Origin of the sequence: Vibrio sp. A1-1 (genome assembly GCF_021728175.1) — a bacterium.
Taxonomy (GTDB): Bacteria; Pseudomonadota; Gammaproteobacteria; order Enterobacterales; family Vibrionaceae; genus Vibrio; species Vibrio diabolicus.
In genome coordinates, this window is sequence record NZ_JAKKCL010000013.1 from 60,229 (window position 1) to 80,431 (window position 20,203).

The 20,203-nt window shown below is 45.9% G+C and carries 19 protein-coding genes; 10 read left to right on the top strand and 9 right to left on the bottom strand.

The features are described 5' to 3' along the window. Positions 1–159 precede the first annotated feature (159 nt). A complete protein-coding gene (gene fbp / locus L3V30_RS17475) occupies positions 160–1,176 on the top strand; it encodes a class 1 fructose-bisphosphatase (protein ID WP_005392321.1) in 1,017 nt (338 codons plus the stop codon). Positions 1,177–1,303: 127 nt separating this feature from the next. Beyond that, positions 1,304–1,834, top strand: a complete 531-nt coding sequence (ppa, locus tag L3V30_RS17480; RefSeq protein ID WP_005392322.1) for an inorganic diphosphatase — start codon at positions 1,304–1,306, stop codon at positions 1,832–1,834. 74 nt (positions 1,835–1,908) lie between these two features. Here the strand turns inward: ppa and L3V30_RS17485 are convergent, their stop codons facing one another. From L3V30_RS17485 to L3V30_RS17500, 4 genes are read right to left on the bottom strand one after another with little or no spacing between them, the layout of a single operon-like run. Then, positions 1,909–2,271 carry a DUF2799 domain-containing protein gene (locus L3V30_RS17485; protein ID WP_005392323.1) on the bottom strand — a complete coding sequence of 121 codons (363 nt, stop codon included), beginning with the start codon at positions 2,269–2,271 and terminating at the stop codon, positions 1,909–1,911. Between the two features lie 49 nt (positions 2,272–2,320). After that, positions 2,321–2,668 (bottom strand): gamma-glutamylcyclotransferase, encoded by a 348-nt coding sequence (locus tag L3V30_RS17490; protein ID WP_005392325.1) that lies wholly within the window; start codon positions 2,666–2,668, stop codon positions 2,321–2,323. A gap of 44 nt (positions 2,669–2,712) precedes the next feature. Further along, positions 2,713–6,477 (bottom strand): translocation/assembly module TamB domain-containing protein, encoded by a 3,765-nt coding sequence (locus L3V30_RS17495; RefSeq protein ID WP_237309398.1) that lies wholly within the window; start codon positions 6,475–6,477, stop codon positions 2,713–2,715. Continuing rightward, positions 6,474–8,186: an autotransporter assembly complex family protein gene (locus L3V30_RS17500; RefSeq protein ID WP_005392331.1), complete on the bottom strand. Its 1,713-nt coding sequence runs from the start codon at positions 8,184–8,186 to the stop codon at positions 6,474–6,476. Before L3V30_RS17500 ends, L3V30_RS17495 begins: the two co-directional genes overlap by 4 nt. A 167-nt stretch (positions 8,187–8,353) precedes the next feature. On the opposite strand from L3V30_RS17500, the gene msrA reads away from it, so the two are divergent. Next, on the top strand, positions 8,354–8,992 hold the full coding sequence (gene msrA / locus L3V30_RS17505; RefSeq protein WP_005392333.1) for a peptide-methionine (S)-S-oxide reductase MsrA: 639 nt from the start codon (positions 8,354–8,356) through the stop codon (positions 8,990–8,992). 86 nt (positions 8,993–9,078) lie between these two features. Here the strand turns inward: msrA and L3V30_RS17510 are convergent, their stop codons facing one another. Next, positions 9,079–9,279: a DUF1107 domain-containing protein gene (locus L3V30_RS17510; RefSeq protein WP_005392334.1), complete on the bottom strand. Its 201-nt coding sequence runs from the start codon at positions 9,277–9,279 to the stop codon at positions 9,079–9,081. 214 nt (positions 9,280–9,493) lie between these two features. Between L3V30_RS17510 and L3V30_RS17515 the strand changes: the two genes are divergently transcribed. The 7 genes from L3V30_RS17515 to L3V30_RS17545 all read left to right on the top strand — a co-directional run bounded on the left by L3V30_RS17515 (position 9,494) and on the right by L3V30_RS17545 (position 15,082). Next, positions 9,494–10,045 carry a YtfJ family protein gene (locus L3V30_RS17515; RefSeq protein ID WP_005392336.1) on the top strand — a complete coding sequence of 184 codons (552 nt, stop codon included), beginning with the start codon at positions 9,494–9,496 and terminating at the stop codon, positions 10,043–10,045. 236 nt (positions 10,046–10,281) lie between these two features. Then, a complete protein-coding gene (locus L3V30_RS17520) occupies positions 10,282–10,581 on the top strand; it encodes a DUF2607 family protein (RefSeq protein ID WP_005392338.1) in 300 nt (99 codons plus the stop codon). A gap of 134 nt (positions 10,582–10,715) precedes the next feature. After that, a complete protein-coding gene (locus L3V30_RS17525) occupies positions 10,716–11,318 on the top strand; it encodes a DUF2796 domain-containing protein (RefSeq protein WP_237309399.1) in 603 nt (200 codons plus the stop codon). Positions 11,319–11,370: 52 nt separating this feature from the next. Continuing rightward, on the top strand, positions 11,371–12,099 hold the full coding sequence (locus L3V30_RS17530) for an ABC transporter ATP-binding protein (protein ID WP_005392341.1): 729 nt from the start codon (positions 11,371–11,373) through the stop codon (positions 12,097–12,099). After that, entirely contained in the window at positions 12,096–13,355 is a 1,260-nt protein-coding gene (locus L3V30_RS17535) for an ABC transporter permease (protein ID WP_237309400.1), read from the top strand. Before L3V30_RS17530 ends, L3V30_RS17535 begins: the two co-directional genes overlap by 4 nt. A gap of 4 nt (positions 13,356–13,359) precedes the next feature. Then, complete coding sequence (locus L3V30_RS17540; protein WP_005392348.1) at positions 13,360–13,854, top strand: DUF3299 domain-containing protein; 495 nt, start codon at positions 13,360–13,362, stop codon at positions 13,852–13,854. Between the two features lie 322 nt (positions 13,855–14,176). Continuing rightward, positions 14,177–15,082: a TIGR03899 family protein gene (locus tag L3V30_RS17545; RefSeq protein WP_005392349.1), complete on the top strand. Its 906-nt coding sequence runs from the start codon at positions 14,177–14,179 to the stop codon at positions 15,080–15,082. Between the two features lie 89 nt (positions 15,083–15,171). On the opposite strand, the gene cysC is transcribed toward L3V30_RS17545, so the two are convergent. The 4 genes from cysC to cysD form a co-directional block, all read right to left on the bottom strand. Beyond that, entirely contained in the window at positions 15,172–15,789 is a 618-nt protein-coding gene (gene cysC, locus L3V30_RS17550) for an adenylyl-sulfate kinase (protein ID WP_005392350.1), read from the bottom strand. Between the two features lie 24 nt (positions 15,790–15,813). Then, entirely contained in the window at positions 15,814–17,538 is a 1,725-nt protein-coding gene (locus L3V30_RS17555; RefSeq protein WP_005392351.1) for an SLC13 family permease, read from the bottom strand. Between the two features lie 251 nt (positions 17,539–17,789). Then, positions 17,790–19,220, bottom strand: coding sequence for a sulfate adenylyltransferase subunit CysN (gene cysN / locus L3V30_RS17560; protein WP_005392352.1), 1,431 nt, complete (start codon positions 19,218–19,220; stop codon positions 17,790–17,792). Between the two features lie 18 nt (positions 19,221–19,238). Then, complete coding sequence (gene cysD / locus L3V30_RS17565; RefSeq protein WP_005379592.1) at positions 19,239–20,147, bottom strand: sulfate adenylyltransferase subunit CysD; 909 nt, start codon at positions 20,145–20,147, stop codon at positions 19,239–19,241. Between the last annotated feature and the right edge of the window lie 56 nt (positions 20,148–20,203).

Consider the following 20,203-nt stretch of genomic DNA (forward strand, 5'->3'; position numbering starts at 1 on the left):
CAAGCAAGTCTACAAATAAATTGAGATCTCAAACAGTTACTTCATTACCATTAAAAAGATCTGCGACTTAAACTTACATCCAGCGCAATCGTTTAACATCCATAAAGAGATGCTCACTTGCGCACTACCCCCAATGAAATGAAAATGTAAGGATTAACCATGTCAGGACTGCGCACCCTAGGCGAGTTCATTGTCGAAAAACAAGCGGATTTCCCCCACGCTAGCGGTGATCTATCATCCCTTTTAGCCTCCATTCGTTTAGCTGCAAAAATCGTTAACCGCGAAATCAACGCAGCGGGTCTCGGTGATATCACTGGTGCTGTAGGCACGGAAAATGTCCAAGGTGAAGACCAGCAAAAGCTCGATGTTTACGCGAACGATAAGTTCAAAGCCGCGCTTGAAGCTCGTGACCAAGTGTGTGGCGTTGCCAGTGAGGAAGAAGACGAAGCGGTTGCTTTTAACAAAGAGCTCAACCAAAACGCCAAATATGTGGTACTGATGGACCCACTTGATGGTTCTTCTAACATCGATGTGAACGTCTCTGTCGGTACTATCTTCTCTATTTATCGCCGTGTTTCACCTATTGGCACACCAGCGACAGAAGAAGATTTCCTTCAGCCTGGTCATAAGCAAGTTGCCGCTGGTTACGTGATTTACGGTTCATCAACCATGTTGGTTTACACCACGGGTAACGGCGTAAACGGCTTTACTTACGATCCATCTATCGGCAGCTTCTGCCTTTCTCATGAAAACATGATGATTCCAGAAGAAGGCAAGATTTATTCGATCAACGAAGGTAACTACATTCGCTTCCCTCAAGGGGTGAAGAAGTACATCAAGTACTGCCAAGAGAATGTGCCAGAAGACGGTCGTCCATACACTTCTCGCTACATTGGCTCATTGGTTGCTGATTTCCACCGCAACTTACTGAAAGGTGGTATCTACCTTTACCCTAGTACGCAAAGCCATCCTCAGGGCAAACTGCGTCTACTTTATGAATGTAACCCAATGGCGTTCTTAATTGAGCAAGCGGGCGGTATTGCATCAGACGGCGTCAATCGCATCATGGATATCAAACCAACCGAATTGCACCAACGTGTGCCTTTCTTTGTGGGTTCTAAGAACATGGTTCGCAAAGTTGAAGAGTTCCTTGAACTGCACCGCGACGAAGAATAATTTCAGACCTTTGTCCAACGCGGCAGGTGTTTACCTGCCGCGTTTTTGTCGCTAAAGTGAAACGCGAATTTATCATCAGATGAAGCCGCTTCTGTGTGACTCATCGTTAATGAAAAGGAATATTCTAATGAGCTTAAACCATGTGCCAGCAGGCAAGTCGCTGCCTGAAGACATCTATGTCGTGATCGAAATTCCTGCAAATGCAGATCCAATCAAGTACGAAGTAGATAAAGACTCTGGTGCGGTATTTGTCGACCGTTTCATGTCTGCACCAATGTTCTACCCATGTAACTATGGCTACGTGAACAATACGCTGTCTCTTGATGGCGACCCAGTCGACGTACTGGTACCAACACCATACCCACTCATGCCAGGTTCAGTCATTCGCTGCCGTCCTGTTGGCGTTTTGAAGATGACAGATGAATCGGGTGAAGATGCAAAAGTGTTTGCGGTTCCCCACTCAAAAATCTCGAAAGAGTACGAGCACATCCAAAATGTGGACGATATCCCAGAACTACTGAAAGCGCAGATCACGCAATTCTTTGAGCGTTACAAAGAGCTTGAAGCGGGCAAATGGGTGAAAGTGGATGGTTGGGCAGATGTTGCTGCCGCTAAAGCTGAGATCCTAGAATCTTACGAGCGCGCTCAGAAAAAATAAGCATCACGGCTGATACAAAATTAAAAAGAGCTGCTTTAGGGCAGCTCTTTTGCTTTTCATCTTGTGTAAGTCAACTAGATAGGCGCGCCTGCAGAAGACATTCGGCCGGCGTCATAGTCATGCTGAAAGAAAGGGTCTAGGTCATCACAAATACCAAAATACGGACGCCCGATAACACCAAGCATATACGCGCTTTGTTCACAATACTCTTGCTTCCCTTGCTGATAACCCGTTTGATAGGCCATGATCAGTTCAGGCGTAGCATGATTAGTACCATCCAGTGCAGCGATGCGATCTTCAGATAAAACTCTTAATCCATCTAAGGCAGACTGCTTACCAAACGCTTGCCAGTCGGTAACATTACTCGAGGTCGGCAGGGTTGTTTGCGCGCATGCGGCAAGAATCAACGCCATTAATCCAATTACGAATACCTTCATCATGACTCCTTAGTGACCAGCTCGTCGCTATTGATAATGTCAGTATAGCTCACACCTTTTGACACCAATCTCCGGAAGCGATTTCTTCGGTCAGTTGTTCAGTATCTTGATACAAGTAGATCCAAGCTTGGCCAAACGGCGTGACGATACTCTCTCGACGATATTCCACTGGCACATCTTCCAACTGATCTAGCTCGGATAAGGTTTCATCATCAATCAGATACACTTCACCTTGAATCGAGCGTTGCCCATCAGACAACGCTGGATAAGGGCCTAAGTCATACATTGCAAATTGAGCATCCGTTTCATGTAAACCAAGAAACTGCGCCGAGCGCAAATACTGATGGTTGTACTCTCCCTTGCGTAACGTGCCGTAGACAAAAATCAAATGCTGCATAACCACTCCTTAGTCATGACTGTATATGCTTAGGTTAAAGCACTTTAATCGAACTCAAACTGATAGAGTAGGTCAACGGCGCTATCTACACCAGATACTGCTTCTAAATACAAGTCTTGCATCAATCGGTAACGCACAGTGAACTCACCTAGGGAGTTAAAGATGCCGACACCATATTTCACCTGCAAACCTGGCAGAATATAACCACTCACCGTCACTTGCGAATCATCGCCCGACCCAGCAGTGTCCAGCTGTAAATCCTGTACGCCAAAGGCTTCACCGATTTCACCAACCACACGACCACTCTTCGCCAAGCTTAAACCAATTAAGGTAGTCGTCATTGCATTACCACCGGCTTCACCATCAATATCTTGACCACGAAGTAGATAAGAAAGTGCATTGGCTTGGTTCATCGCGGGCTCTGAGAAAATTTCTATACTCGGATCAGATGCTGGGCCCGACACTTGTACCCCCGCAATGACATCATCTTGGGTATTGTCTGGATTACGAATCGCTTTGATAGACAAGTAAGGTTGATCTGGTGGACCATTCATCAGGATCTTACCTTCTTTAATCAATAAGTCCTGACCAAACGAACGATAAGAACCGTCAACAACATTCACTTCACCAACGATGAAAGGACCTTTGTCTTTTTGTGTCACGTTTAGGTTCCCTTTCAACCCACCTTTTAAGCCAAAAGCGGCAAGTTGGAAGTCATCACCAATTTTAATGTTGATGTTCGTTTCCACATCAAACGGCATCGCAGCCACATCGTCCACTGGTTGCAAGTTTTTATCGAGAATAACGGTATCACTCGATACACCTACCGCACTTGGTGGAAGCTCTTCGACGACAATTCTTCCCCATGGCAAATTAATATCACCCTCAATTTTCGCAAGCTGAGGGGTCACATCTATTGTCATGTCAGGCTCAACCTTGATTTTTACCATTGGAGGCAAATCAACATTGAGCTCTTTAGCAAATACACGCGCTTTAGTGCGCCAGTTCTGTAAGTCCTGCCAGTCGGCATCACCGGTAACGTTCAACTCACCATCCGGGGTTAAAATTCCGGCATCCAAGTCCGCTTGATGACCTTTAAAGTTGATGACGACCTGCCCTGAGTTTATATCTATCGGTGTGACTTCACCCTGTAGCTTCATTTGGTCAATCAAGAACTGACCATTCACCTTCGGATGCATGACGTCACCTGATATCGCTAGGTCAGTATTCATGTTTGCTTTAAACAAGCTGTACTCACCTATCAACGGTGCCAAGAAATCCAAGTGGAACGTAGAGAGTGAAACCTTACCATCAATAGTGGGCTTTTCAGACGAGACATTCAGTAAAGAAACCTTACCAGACAAGTCACCGTTATCTTTCACATCAAATAGCCACTCGGCATCAAGCTTGTCTTTCGCTAATGCCGCTTTAAAGTTGAAGCTTTCCCAACCGACTTTAATTGGCTGCTCAAGCGCTTGTTCAACTTGGCCTTTTGGCATATTGACACTTAAGGTTACTTCAGGCTTTTTCTCTGGTGCCCATTTAGCAAAAGCCTGTGCATTAACCGAGCCTTGCAGCTTGGTTTCTGGCGGCAGGAATTGCTTGATTTGGTCAAAATCAAAATCATTGATGGCTAACTTCGCCTGGCCACTCTTACCGACACTAATGTCTTCGGTTAGACATACGCTCGACTCCGCTTGCAACCAACAATGCGCTTGAACGTTCGCGATCTGTTTGTCGATATTGACCTTCACCGCGGTCGATTTTTGCAACGCCCACGGGCCTTGTTGCGAGCTCAGCGTCAAGCGGCGCAGCGCCCCATCCCAAATCATTTTTGGTTTCTGCTGGAATGTCCCTTCAATTTCTAAACTGGTCGACACCAGGTCAGACACTACATCGAGCGTCAGTTGATGCAGTTTTTCATCCCCAGAGACTTCAAGGTCAGCACTATCAACTTTTATGTCGTCATAGGTAATGTTGTTCGCAATTAGGCTTATGTTCGCTTTTGGTGCTGGCAGAGGCTTCACATCACCCTTTAAGGTGATCGTTTCTACGTTCGCCTGTTGCTGCCAGTTTATCTGATTTAAAGCGAGATCAAGATTGATGTCTGGTTCTTTCAAGCTACCACGTAGTGCGACTTTACCTTGCATCGCACCTGCAAGATCCGGAACACTTTTCGCAAAATCAGGGAAGTTAACCTCAACATCCATCAGAATTTGCTTATCGATCTTACCCTTTGCACTGAGTTGGTTTGGACCATGAGAAAGCGCTAAACCCTGAGTGGTAAGTTGGATGTCTTCGCCTTTGCCGTTTTTATCAGACGCTTCAAGTTGCCCTTCAACATTCAGCGGATACCCTCGCAAAATGCCGTCAATGTCTAACTTAGGCAAACTGACTTGCCAACCGCCTTGTTCTGTTAACGACCCCGAAGTCGAAAGGTTACCGCTGATATCCCCTTCAGCTTCTTTCCATTGTAAACCTGGTTGAATGTTTTTCAGGTTCAAGTCAGCTTGCCAGTTGATTGGCGCGGCCCAATTGGCCATGACTTTCCCAGAGAGTTCGCCCCCTAAGGTTTTCACTACAAGGCTTTCGAGGTCAATTTGCTCTAGCGTACCTTTGCCGTTTAGTGCGACATCAACGGCGGGAATATCTTTGCCCGAAGCTTTGGTTTCTAATGCGACTTCGTAGCCATCAAGTGAGCCTTTTGCCGCCAAGCTTGGTACAGAAACCTGGTAATCGCTTTGTCCAAATAGCGGCCATTGCGCCTGTACATTTTTAATCGCGACATCAAACGGCAACTGTGTTTTAAGCGGTTGAATATCACCTTTGATCTCCGCTTGTACAAGCTCAGAAAGCGTAGCATTTAGTGACAAATCACCAACCGAACCCGAGACCGAAAGCGACAGTTTTTGTCCCTTCGCATCCGCTTGCTTCACTAACGCGTCCAATTGCGCTTTGATAGGGTAATCAGAAGAAAGCGTCACTTGTGTGCTCAACTTGCCTTCCACTTCTGGCATGTCGAGCTCTAACGTTTTGACATCAACACGTTCACCGCCTGCTCTTGCAACCAAACCAAGATGATTGACGATCACTGGCGTTTCACCCGCCAGTTTGAAATTGTGAATATCAAGACGACGCGCTTCAACCGTCAGTGGAATCCATACTTCGGGTAACACAATATCTTGCGGCGTAACGTCAGTTTCTTTCGGCTCCTCGGCAGCCGCTTCAGGTTCAGCCTCACTTGGTGCTAAAGCCACATTAATGTCTTTCAACGCGGTAGGTGCGATCACCAAACGATCACCCTGCATCGACAAAGCGGTCGAGAATGTTTGCCAATCAATTTGATTGCCCAGCACATTGACATTGATGTCATTAAAGCTGACTTTATTAACAAAAATTGGCACTGGCGTACTGATAGAACGCAGTGGTGGTGTTTCCTCTTGCTCCTCGCTTGCTGGCGGTAGCTCTGGCATCTTAAAGTCAAGCCCCTGCAGTCTTAACTCATCGACACAGACCTTAGGGTCAAAGAAACAGCGGAAGTTCACTGCCAAAGCTAAACGCTCGACTTTGGCGTCGATATTCAAAGACTCATCGACAAAACTGACGTTATGCAGTTCGAAGCGAGGAAACAATGAACCCTGCACTTTTTCAATCTGCAATTGTGGTAATGCTTTTTCAGCTCCCCACAAGGCAAATTTGAGGCCTGGGTGGGTAAACAAAACTGTCGCGACAATAATGATGAGCAACAGCAATAGGCCAATCAAACTGAGCGACAGCCATTTGGTCCACTTAAACATCATTTTGATCATAGCTCAGGCCCCAATGAGAAGTGGATACGAAACTCTCGTTCTGGTTTTGCATCCAACCCCCATGCAAAATCAAAACTAACAGGGCCCACCGGAGACGCCCAGCGGATACCAACACCAGCACCTGATTTCCAATCTGGTGTTTCATTAAACGCATCACCAATATCGTAAAACGTTGCAGCCCACCAGTTTCCATAAACACGATATTGGTATTCTAATGTACTGCTAACAATGTATTTACCACCCGTCAAAGCACCACTCTCATCCACAGGTGAAATAGATTCATAGCCGTAACCACGAATATTATTGTCACCACCAGCGAAGAAACGCAGCGACGGTGATAGCTTTTCAAGTTCATCGGTAATATTCGCACCACCCTCTAAGCGGAACAAACCACGATGATTCTCTCCAATACCACGAATCCAAGAAGTCGAGCCAATTAAGCGGAGCACTCTAGTTTCAGAAAGCATAGCGGTATCACCATACTCAATAGTGATGCTTTGCTTGTCTCCCCACATTGGCATATTGCCCCCTCGAACCCTAGTCCGAGAAAATGTCGCACCTGGAAGTACGAAGTTGAATTCATCATCTTGTAAACCTTGCGTAAAGCTCTCGTACAAATGACGAACATAAACGGTATTATGCCAACCACCGTCTGCTAACCAATGACGTTCCACTGCAAGGTTAGACTCGATACTCTGTGTGTCACGGTTGTCTAGGTTTTTAAGCCCATATTGAACTTGATAATAATCGTTAGCGACATCTTCTAAAGGAATTTTGTAAGAAGCAGTCACGGTTTGCTCTGGCTTAGATAGGGATAAAGCGGTGTTGAAACTGTGTCCTCGGGAGCTCACCCAAGGTTTCTTCCACTTCAACGTTCCTCGAACGCCGACATCCGTTGAGTAACCAATACCCGTCTCGATCTGATTCTTAGAAGCAGGAGATAAAGACACTTTAATTGGCAAGTCTCGGCCATCATCAAGCCTATCCAATTCAGGCTCAACAAAAACTGAGGAAAACCACTCCGTATTTGATAGCTTCTGGTTAAACTCGCCCAGCTTCGAAACGTTGTATGGGTCCCCTTCTTTAAAAGGTTGTAGTGATGCGACACGGTCTTCCCAGATGTGGTTGCCAATAAAAGAAACGTCGCCAAAATTGAAACGTATTCCACTGCTGTAGTGCAAACGGACATTAGCTTCGTTCAGATCAGGGATAACCTCTAATCGACTTAGCGTAAACTCACCATTGAAGTAACCACGCTGAAGCGCCAAGTTACGAATGCCTGACTTAAGGCTGTCGTATTGGCCTTGATTCAAAACTTGACCAACTTTGAGCGGAGAGCGCTCAATAAGTTTTGCAAACTCTTCATCGTCTTTAGCCTCTCCGGTGATGGCCACATCCATGACTTTCACTTTCACAGGTAAACCCGGCTTGATGCTGACGATCAACTCATCATTCCCTTCCGGAATAGAGTATGAAATTTTAGCATGATAATACCCAAGCGCATTAAGAGCTTCAGTGATACTTTGATCTAATCTCGCTTGAAAGCGCAGAGAAGTGGAGTAGTCCTTCGCTGGAATGGACGACAGGTACGCACTGACATTCTCTTCTAAAGCGCCATCGATGCCTTTTAAAGTCAAAGAAACATCGGCATAGGCACCATGAGAAAAGGCAAACAGGCCAACAATGGTGAGGAGAGCTTTTTTTATCATGCTTTTTTGGCTGAATGAGGTTAAGTAAACGTAAATAATGATAACGCCAATTAAAGTCTAAGTCTGTAATATTAATAGGTTTAACGCGGTCTATGTCATCACAGCATCAGATACAGACGAAATGAAAAAGTTCGCAAATTTAAGACACGTATTGAAGGACAAATACCATGCTCAACAAACAAACATTGATCAGTATAGAAGATGCCTTGCCAGGTAGAGATCAACCGATGCAGGTTGAAGATCATCATTTTGTAAATAAATCTAACTTAAAGGCACCATTGGAGCCGCATCAACAACAAATTCTGCTGGGAATGGGCTGCTTTTGGGGCGCTGAGCGCGTATTTTGGCAACTGGATGGGGTTATCTCCACTTCGGTTGGCTACGCCGGTGGATATACGCCCAATCCTACTTATGAAGAGGTGTGTACGGGTAAAACAGGCCATACAGAGGTAGTACGAGTCGTCTTCGATGAACGCGTGATTTCCTTAGAAAAACTACTGGCCGTTTTTTGGGAGAAACATGACCCAACCCAGGGGATGCGTCAAGGTAACGATTTGGGCACACAATACCGTTCGGCTATTTATACTTATTCCGCGAAGCAGCAAGAAAGCGCAGAAAAATCGAAGCTCTTGTATCAACAAGCACTGCAAGAGGAACTACGCGCGAATATCACCACTGAGATACAGCCAGCGGGCCCGTATTATTTTGCCGAAACTTACCACCAGCAATACCTGGCTAAAAACCCTGATGGTTACTGCGGTATCGGTGGCACAGGTGTTTGCTTTCCACCCAGCTTACAAAGTTAGTTCCTAGGACTAACTGAAACCAAAAAGAGCGACCGAATAGGTCGCTCTTTTTTGAAATCGAAAACTAAATTCAAGCCAACGGGCTCTTAAACAGACAACGAAGCAATCACTTGGTTGACTTCTTTAAAGATGGAGAGTCTTTTCTGATCGTTGACGTCAGGGAGCAAAACTTTGCCATTGTCGAACTGAAAACATCCAACCCCAGCAATAAAGAATTGACCTTTGAACAACGTTTTAACGAAACGTGCCACTTGTAATGGTCGGTATACAGCAAACTCACGTAGCATAACTCACCTCAATTCCTTTGAGAAAACACGGATTGCTTATTTATCCTCTGCAATCTTGATGCGCAATCTGCGACGAGGTTCATTTTAGCAAATTCTAAATATAACGCAATATTACACCACCCCATACGTTAAATAAATGTTATCAACAGTTCTACAAATTTCCTAGATCTGGATATATACTGGAAAACTTCCAACTCGTACGGAATATAACAATATGAAAACTAAGACTCTCCTACCTCTACTATTGGCTATAACGCCAAGCTTTGCGTTTGCACACAACCTATCTGTCGGTGAGACCGTTCCTTCTGCCAAGGTCGCGGCTTATGGCGAGATTGTTTTGCAAGGTGAGGGCGTGGCATACCAACCATGGGCAACCCAGCATATGCAGGGTAAGGTTCGTGTTATTCAAGCAATCGCAGGTCGTAGCAGTTCAAAAGAAATGAACGCTCCTTTGATGTCAGCAATAACCGCCGCGCAATTCCCGCAAGAAAGCTACCAAACAACTACGATCATTAACCAAGATGATGCAATCTGGGGGACAGGTTCGTTCGTGAAATCTTCAGCCCAAGACAGCAAAAAAGAGTTTCCTTGGTCATCTATGGTTCTGGATGAAAATGGCGTAGTCGCCAACACTTGGGATCTTAAAGAAGAAAGCTCTGCCATTATTGTTCAAGACAAAACAGGCAAAGTGCTGTTTGTAAAAGAAGGCGCACTTGAGCAAGATGAAATTGCAAAGGTGATCGAGCTAATTAAACAGAACATCTAGTCTCGTTGCTTGGCTCCTTAATATCCGTAGTACGCAGTATAAGGAGCCATGCGACCAAACTTAAAGCTTGAGATTTCTGTTGCCCCTAGTTTAACGCTCAGTGATTCCACCAAGGAGACTGTCTCAGATTCGGCGACATCGCATGTGTTGACGTAAATTTTCCCACTAGCCAACAAAAGAGTGAACTTTTACTCATTATGGGTGTTATATTATAACAGTCAGTAAGAGGAGCTCAGATGTACCACCACCAGCAAAAGATACGGAAGCATTGGCATCGCACTGTTTTATTTTTCAGTGTCGCGTTGCTGATCGCTTGGAACTTTGCGGTAATCCTTCATCAAGTTGATCTGACTCCCGAACACCACACACACCATCATTGCCAGCTATTTTCTGGGGTTCAGCACGGCATAGCCAAAGCTCAACCGACCCTATCGACGCCAACATTTACGCGCATCCAATACCATGATGTCTTTCAGCGCCTTGTTAATAGTGAAGACATTCGTGGTGCAGCTCGTGCCCCGCCTTATTTTGCTTAATTTCCAAACTATTCCACACTCAACATAATTTGTGCGTATTCCTGCACCTAACGTGTCAGCGAGTCGCACCTTAGTAAATACAAATCTGATCCGGTATTGCTCGGGTTAGTGCCAGCAAAATTAGGAAACACAAAATGTCATCGAAACATGTTTTAGCGCTTGTCATTGGTCTCTCTTTATCGACAGCAGCAAATGCGGACGAATACCGTCAGCACGGTGCTCATGTGCATGGTCACGTCGAATTTAATATCGCCCAAGATGGAAAGGATCTGTTAGTGGAGATTACTGCTCCCGGAGCCGATGTGGTCGGTTTCGAGCATGCTCCAGAAAATGAACAGCAAGAGCAAGCACTTAAACAAGCCATTGCCACCCTAGAAGACAGCAACACACTGTTTGCTATTAACGCGCAAGCCAATTGTGATATTGAAGAAGCTTACGTAAACCATAACCTCAGCAACCCTCATGAAGACCATGATCATAGCGAGCACGACCATGATGAACATGAGCACCATGACGGTCACGATGCTCACAATGAGGAGCATGAAAATGGCGGACATGGTGAGTTTTCGGTGCAATATCGCTTCAGCTGTGACCAAGTTAACCAACTCAGTCACATTCAAACCGACTGGTTTAATCAATTTCCAACGACTGAGTCAATCAACGTCAATATATTCACTGACACCATGCAATCAGCCATCAAACTGAGCAAAGATAACTCCCAAATCGTAATCAAATAACACGAGTGGCGTGTAAGTACACACTTACACGCCAATGCTTTGGTGATTTAGTATGACTGAAATCATGTCAAACGTTGTTGAGCTAAATAATGCCCAGTTTGTCTGGCCCGGTTCAACACACGCAACCATTCATATTCCACAGTTACATATTGCCCAAGGTGAGCACGTATTTATCAAAGGTCCCAGTGGCTGCGGTAAATCTACGCTGCTTGCCCTACTAACTGGCATCAACACGTTAACATCAGGCTCTCTATCCGTACTGAATACTGACCTTGTTAGTTTAAGTGCAAGTCAAAGAGACAAATTTCGCGCCGATCACATTGGCTATATCTTTCAGCAGTTCAATTTATTGCCTTATTTAAACGTACTTGAAAACGTACTACTGCCTTGCCAATTCAGTCAAACACGACGTGGCCGCGCTCATTCAAGAGCGCCATCTCAAACGTTAGAAGAGCAAGCTCAAGCTCTGCTTGAAAGACTCCACCTACCCAGCGAGCTTCATGCGCGTCCTGTATCGGAACTGAGCATTGGCCAACAACAACGTGTTGCGGCTGCACGAGCACTCATTGGGTATCCGGGGTTAGTGATTGCTGACGAGCCAACCTCCGCTTTAGACCATGATAACCGTAAAGCGTTTATTGAACTCCTGATGGAGCAAACGAATCAAGCCAACGCTACGCTGATCTTCGTCAGTCACGATCCAACGCTTGAGCCCTTATTTGACCGCACACTTAACCTACCAGATATTAACCAAGCATCTAACCTAGGAGCCGCATCATGAGCGCTGTTGCAAAGCTCGCGTGGAAGAGCTTAATCAATCGTAAGGCGACGGCAATATTAACCATCATGACAGTCGCGATTTCTGTCATACTCCTTTTAGGAGTAGAACGCATTCGTACTCAGGCAAAAGACAGCTTCGCCAATACAATTTCAGGCACCGACCTCATCATTGGTGGTCGTTCTGGACAAGTGAACTTGCTGCTCTACTCTGTGTTTCGCATTAGCAATGCCACCAACAACATTGACTGGAAGAGCTACCAAGAGTTTGCCAATCATCGAGCAGTAGATTGGGCGATTCCAATCTCACTTGGCGACTCGCACAAAGGGTTCCGAGTCATGGGAACCAACCACAGCTATTTTGAACACTATAAATTCGGAAGTAAGCAATCACTAACCTTTTCAGAAGGCCTAGAATTCAATGGTTTATTTGAAACCGTGCTCGGTTCTGATGTCGCAAAACAGCTGGGGTATCACGTCGGTAGTGAAATCATCATTGCCCACGGCATTAGTGATGTAGGCTTTAGCCGACATGACAACCTGCCATTCAAAGTTGTCGGGATTCTTGCGCCCACTGGCACGCCAGTCGACAAAACCGTTCATGTCTCGCTAGAAGCCATCGAAGCGATTCACGTCGGATGGGAAAGCGGTGCACGTTTAGGCCCAACACCCAAGGCACAAGACCTCAAAAGCAGAGACTTTCAGCCCAAGCAAATTACCGCGATGCTGGTCGGTTTGAAATCTCGTATTCAGACTTTCGCCCTACAAAGGCAAATCAACACTTATCCCAAAGAACCGCTTAGCGCGATTATGCCCGGGGTTGCGTTGCATGAATTGTGGGGAATGATGTCTGTTGCCGAGCAAGCCTTAATGGCAGTGTCTGGTTTTGTGGTGATTGCAGGATTACTCGGCATGCTAAGCAGCTTATTAACCAGCTTGCAGGAGCGCCGCCGTGAAATGGCGATTTTGCGCGCTATGGGAGCAAGACCTCGTCATGTTTTCTCATTGTTGATCAGCGAAGCCAGTCTACTTACTGCCGCCGGAATTGTGACCGGAGTGGCAGGGCTATATGCCATTCTCACCATCGTGCAACCTATCATTCAACAGCATTATGGAATACATCTGACTTTAAGCCTCTTATCGCCCTATGAATGGATGCTATTAGGTTTCGTACAATGCGCTGGAATTGTAATTGGTTTCATCCCGGCTTTTCGCGCCTACCGACAGTCACTAAGTGACGGAATGACAATAAGGATTTAATAAAATGTGGAGAAAAATACTCGCAAGTTGCTTGCTGATCGTCTCATTTATAGCACCAGTACTCGCAAGCGAGGAGCCATTAACGCTCGACTGGATTGATCTAGTACCTGAGAAAGAACGCAAACTGTTCGACAGCGTGGGCATGCCAGCTTCTGATCACAGTGGCGGCGCAGCGCAACAGTCTAAAATTGGTAACGTTCGACCAGAGCTAAATGGAAGCCAAGTTAAAATCCCGGGCTTTGTTATCCCGCTTGAAGGTGACGCGAATACCGTCACCGAGTTTTTGTTGGTGCCATACTTTGGAGCTTGTATCCACGTTCCACCACCTCCACCAAACCAAATCATTTACGTGAAGTTTCCCAAAGGCGCATCCGTTCAAGAACTGTGGGATGTCATATATGTGGTTGGGGAGTTGAAAACCGAGACGATAAGCCACGAGCTGGCTGAAACGGCTTACGTTATTGAGGGATCGAAAATAGAAGCCTACGACGATATGTAGTTTAAGTCGTTGACATGCATCGGTACACCTAAGGCGTCACATCGGCGCCTTTTTTAGTTCTGTGTTACACGATATAACGAGACAAATACGCTAATACGCCAACATAAATAACCAAAATAAACGCTATCGACAGGTGCTTTTTTAATTTACCTGCTTCTGAGAACTTCATTGCCCCTCCAAAATAACGATAACAATTTTAACAACTCATTATCATTTTGGATAGCCCTATTCGTTCAAAAACTGAGAACTCCTATCTGGTCGCCTGGTTAGATAAGGTGTAAATTTAAACAAGCGAACAGCGCAGTTCTTGGTAGGAAAATTAATGGCAGAACCGACAAAGCAACCTGTTGTCATCGAACATCAGTCAAACGCACAAAAAAATACGCAACAAGAAAAGAAGCAGGGTTACATCAAAGACAGTGCCAGCAAGGTAAAAACCATTGCCCAAATACACGGTCTTGATGCCTTACTGCAAACCGATCCACCAGCCAAATCCGCGCTTGAAAGAGCCCAACTGCGTGAACAGAGACGCCAAGAGCAGCGACAAAAAAACCTAGAGCAGATTTTAAAGCTAGCACACAGTTCATGCCGAGATGAAACTGCCGGAGAGCCCGACCAAGACTGGTTGTATCGTTTTTTTGAAATGGCTCAAGACATCCATAACAGCGTGATGCAAAAGTTATGGGCTCAAGTGATGAAGCGTGAAGTGACAAACCCAGGCTCGACGTCTATGAAAGCGCTCAAAGTCCTCAAAGATATGTCACCAAAAGAAGCACAAACTCTGCAAAGAGCCGCCTCTCTGGCGTGCAGTTTTGGAGGGGATCACAGTCGCAAGCTGTTAATTGGTTATAAAGCGCAAGGAGGAATATTTAGCTTCGGCAAACGAGACATCGCCAACAGCTTAAACATGGGAAGTTTTCAGCTGCCCTATTCAAGTTTGTTGCTGTTGATTGAACTAGGGTTACTGCATAGTACCGAGCTTGAATCTGGCGAAATTGGTATCGAGACGCCATTGATCCTCACCTACCAAGGTAAAAACTTGTCGCTGAACGTGAACAGCAAAGGCGTCCGCCTTTTATATTACCGCTTCACGCCAACAGGCAATGAGCTCTGTACCTTGCTCGGTAACAAACCACATGCCGACTACTACGACCAAATGCTTGCGCTTTTAAATCATAGATTTAGTGTCCATAGTGACGCTAAAAGTACGGTTCATCATACCGTGTAGGCAGTTCGAGAAGCATTTGACTACCCATGATCTAAATGCTTCTTAAGCCGTTCAAAGAGCTTGAGGTCACCAATGATCCAAATGCTTATTTATCGGATCACTGCACGCGACTTAAGCGCTTCCAAGCACAAGTCCACCAGCTCATCGACGCTTTTTTCGCCCGCTGGTAAATCGACTTCCGGATTCTTCGGTGCTTGATATTCAGAATCAATACCAGTGAAGTTAGGAATTTCTCCCGCACGTGCTTTGCGGTACAAACCTTTAGGATCGCGACCTTCGCAGACTTCTAGAGATGCATTGACGAACACTTCGATAAACTCACCTTCTGGCAATAAGTCGCGCACTAGCTGTCGCTCTGCGCGATGCGGTGAAATGAACGCCGACAACACAATTAAGCCGGCATCCGCCATCAGTTTAGCCAGTTCACCAATACGACGAATATTCTCGCGACGATCCTGTTCAGAAAAGCCCAAATCACTACACAGGCCATGTCGCACATTGTCACCATCCAATAAATAAGTGTGGTAACCCAATGCTGCAAGGCGATTTTCCAACGCCCCCGCTACGGTTGATTTACCCGCTCCAGATAAGCCAGTAAACCACAATACGGCAGGTTTTTGCTTCTTTAATTCAGCACGAAACTGTTTATCGACCGAATGCTGGTGCCAAACAATGTTTTCATCTTTTACCGTCGTTTCGGCAGTCATAACGTATCCTTGTAAATATCGGAATTAAAACGGGAAGAAGACCGGAATCAAAGTAAGTACTAATACAGAGTACACAATCGAAATCGGCACACCAATTCTCACATAGTCGGTCAATTTATAATTTCCTACGCTGTACACCAGTAAGTTGGTTTGATAACCGTAGGGAGAAATAAAGCTCGCACTGGCGCCAAACAAGACCGCCATAATGAATGGCATCGGATCAACGCCATAACCGACCGCCATGCTATAGCCAATAGGAAAAGAAAGCGCAGCCGCGGCATTATTCGTCACCAGTTCAGTAAGAACTAATGTCATGATGTAAGTTGCGACCAAGGCTCCAAACACGCCCCAGCCATTGAACGCTTCAATAAACATCGCTCCCATTCTCTCTGACAAGCCGGAAGAGATCATCAATTGAGCGATGGACAAAGCAGAGCCGACAATCACAACGATATCAATTGGGAAACGGCGGCGCAGTTCTGAAATCTGTACAATGCCAAACGCGATAAGTGCGATAAGATACGCGGCAAGGCCTTTAATAATCGGTACTAGCTCTAATAGCGCACACCCAATTACGGCAGCAAAACCCAGTAGCACGATGGAGGATTTATTCGTATCAAGCCGAGCGCTAGAGTCCAAATCATGCACTAAAACAAACTCTTTACGATGAGCTCGGCGCTCCGATTCAAAACGCTTGCCCGGAACCAGAACTAACGTGTCACCTGGCGCTAAGGTAATGCTACCCAAACCGCCCTCTAGGCGCTCATGGCCACGACGAATAGCGACAACAACGGCATCAAAGCGGTCACGGAATCGACTCTCTTTAAGTGTTTTATAGCAAAACGTCGCGGATGAGCTCACCACAACTTCAATAAAATTTTGCCCATTCAAGTGCTGCTGACCAAAAAGCTTGAGGCCCGGAATTTCTTGCAGGGTCGCGACGCTCTCAACATCACCACAAAACAACAAACGGTCTTTCGCATTGAGTACAAAATCCGGTCCTACAGAGGAAACCGTCACGCCATCTCGTACAACCTCCGCAAGAAACAGTTTGCGCAGCGCACGTAAATTATTCTCGCTGACCGTGCGCCCAACTAACGGTGAACCAGGCTCTACGCGAGACTCGAGAAAGTACGGTAAATCTTCTTGGCTTTGATCATCGTAGTTCGGCAGTAAGTAACTGAGCGGGATAAGAATCAGCATTCCTCCCACCAACACCGCCAAGCCAATCATCGTGGGTGTAAAAAAGCTCAGGCTCGGCAAACCGGCATCTTCTACAAAGCTGTTGATGATTAAGTTGGTCGACGTACCTATCAAAGTTAACGTGCCACCAAAAATGGCCGCGTAAGACAGCGGGATGAGTAATTTCGAAGGCGCATGCTGCTGATTACGCTTAATCGCTCCAATCAATGAGACAACCACTGCAGTATTATTCGTGAATGAAGAGAGCAAGGCCGTTGATACACCGAGCTTAGCAATCACGCTGCCTAACTGGCCTTCAGAAATACTACGGCTCACCCAACTGATTAGTAACGTTTTTTCTAGAGCACAGGATGCAAGAATCAATAGAACCAGGGTTAACAATGAAGAGTTGGTAAAATTGGATGCGATAGTGGCTGAATCCATCATCCCAGCCATGAATGCAATAAAAGCGGCACCCGCAAAGACGTAACTAGGCTTAATTTTCGTGACAAGCAAGCAAGTGATAATGCCAAGCAAAATCGCTAACACAAACCCTTGTTCCCACATAGCCTTTCCTTACCAAATAGCCCCAACGGGCACAACAACGACTCATTTATCCATGAAACACCGACAAACGAGTAAACAGACAAAAATCAGCGCAAGCGAAAAGAACATCAGAATGCTCGGTTTTCTTGGGCTCCACCGAAGCATTCTGGTATTAGGAGAATACCTAACGACATTTCGCAATTCAGTTAGGTAGCGACGCCCCAAGTACAACAGCAGACAGTGTCTGAAATTATCGTACTTGGGTAAGCCAGTTACTTTTTCAGAAACTGGCTGACGTCTTTTGCTTCCCAGTGTGGGAAGTGTTTACGGACAAGCGCATTAAGCTCAACTTCAAACGCAGAGATGTCCGTCAAATCGCGCTCAACCACGGCGAGGCTCTCTTTAACCATGCCGGCACCAACCGTCACGTTTGTCAGACGATCGATAATGATAAAGCCACCGGTATCTGCACAGTCTTGATAATTGTCCAGCGCGACTGACTCATTAAGAGACCATTCACACAAACCAATACCATTCAATGGCAGCTCTGCCGAGCTATGAGTCGAGAGATTATTAATGTCATATTGATGACGAATCGCTTCAACATGACCTACGGTTTTCTTACCTGCGATTTTGATGTCATAGTCACGACCCGGTTGCAGGGGTTGCTCTGTCATCCACACCACATCGGCAAGCAAATGGTTTGTGGTTTCCACTTGAGCATTATCTAGAACAATCAAATCGCCACGGCTAATATCGATCTCATCGCTTAGCGTCAGAGTGACAGCTAATCCGGCACGAGCTTCTTCGATATCACCATCAAAGGTCACAATACGTGCCACTGTTGACGTTTTACCCGATGGCAATGCTTTAATGGCATCACCGACTTTGATCGAACCAGAAGAAATGGTCCCCGCAAAACCACGGAAATCGAGGTTAGGACGATTAACGTATTGCACAGGGAAGCGGAATTCACCCGCGCCTTTTTCTTGATCCACATCGACCGTTTCAAGAAGCTCAAGCAATGATGGGCCTTTAAACCAGCTTAGGTTTTGCCCTTTATCCACCACATTGTCACCTTCAAGCGCCGAAATCGGGATGATTTGAATATCAATATCCCCTGTCAGATTCTCAGAGAACTTCAAATACTCGTCGCGGATCTCTTCAAAGCGCTCTTGGGAGTAATCCACTAAGTCCATCTTGTTGATCGCCACAACAAAGTGCTTCAAACCCAGTAGGTTGGAAATAAAAGAGTGACGACGAGTTTGATCAAGAATGCCTTTACGTGCGTCGACTAAGATCACCGCTAAGTCACACGTCGATGCGCCTGTTGCCATATTACGCGTGTACTGCTCGTGCCCAGGAGTATCGGCGATGATGAATTTACGTTTCTGCGTCGAGAAATAGCGGTAAGCCACATCAATCGTGATCCCCTGCTCGCGCTCAGCTTGTAAGCCATCTACCAACAACGCAAGGTCAGGCTTTTCACCCGTGGTGCCCACACGTTGGCTGTCTGAGTGCACTGCCGCTAGCTGATCTTCATAAATTTGTTTTGAGTCATGGAGTAAGCGACCGATTAGTGTACTTTTACCGTCATCTACCGAGCCACAAGTCAAGAATCTAAGTAACGACTTGTACTGGTGTTGTGTTAAATAGCCTTCGATACCAAGCTCGGCTAATTGAGCTTCAACTGCACTGTTCATTATCTTTCCTTAGATCCTTTAGAAGTAACCTTGACGTTTCTTAAGCTCCATCGATCCTGACTGATCGTGGTCGATCGCTCGACCTTGGCGCTCACTCGACGTTGCCACCAGCATCTCTTCGATAATGCCGGTCAAAGTGTTCGCTTCAGACTCGATAGCCCCAGTTAATGGATAACAACCAAGAGTACGGAAACGCACACTCTTCTCTTCGATCACTTCACCCGGTTGAAGCTCCATACGATCATCATCAACCATGATTAGCATGCCGTCGCGTTCAACAACTGGACGTTTGTCAGCGAGATAAAGCGGTACGATCTCGATGTTTTCTAAATAGATGTATTGCCAGATATCAAGCTCCGTCCAGTTCGAAAGTGGGAATACACGAATGCTCTCCCCTTTATTGACCTGACCGTTGTACGTCTTCCACAGCTCTGGACGTTGATTTTTAGGGTCCCAGGTATGGTTCTTGTCACGGAACGAATACACTCGTTCTTTTGCGCGTGATTTTTCTTCATCACGACGAGCGCCACCAAAAGCAGCATCGAAGCCATATTTGTTTAGCGCCTGCTTAAGACCTTGCGTTTTCATGATGTCCGTATGCTTTGACGAGCCATGAACAAACGGACTGCAGCCCATTGCTAGACCTTCTGGGTTCTTATGTACCAAAAGCTCAAAGCCGTATTTGGCAGCGGTGCGATCGCGAAACTCAATCATCTCGCGGAATTTCCAGTCGGTATCGACATGCAAAAGTGGGAATGGAATTTTGCCCGGGTAAAACGCTTTACGCGCTAGGTGCAGCATCACTGATGAGTCTTTACCAATCGAATACATCATGACTGGGTTATCAAACTCAGCCGCAACTTCGCGGATAATATGGATACTCTCCGCTTCGAGTTGTTTAAGGTGAGTTAAACGTTGTTGGTCCATGTTTTGTATTTCCTTTTTAAGCTTGAAGGCGCATTACGTCTCTAATCTTTGGTCTG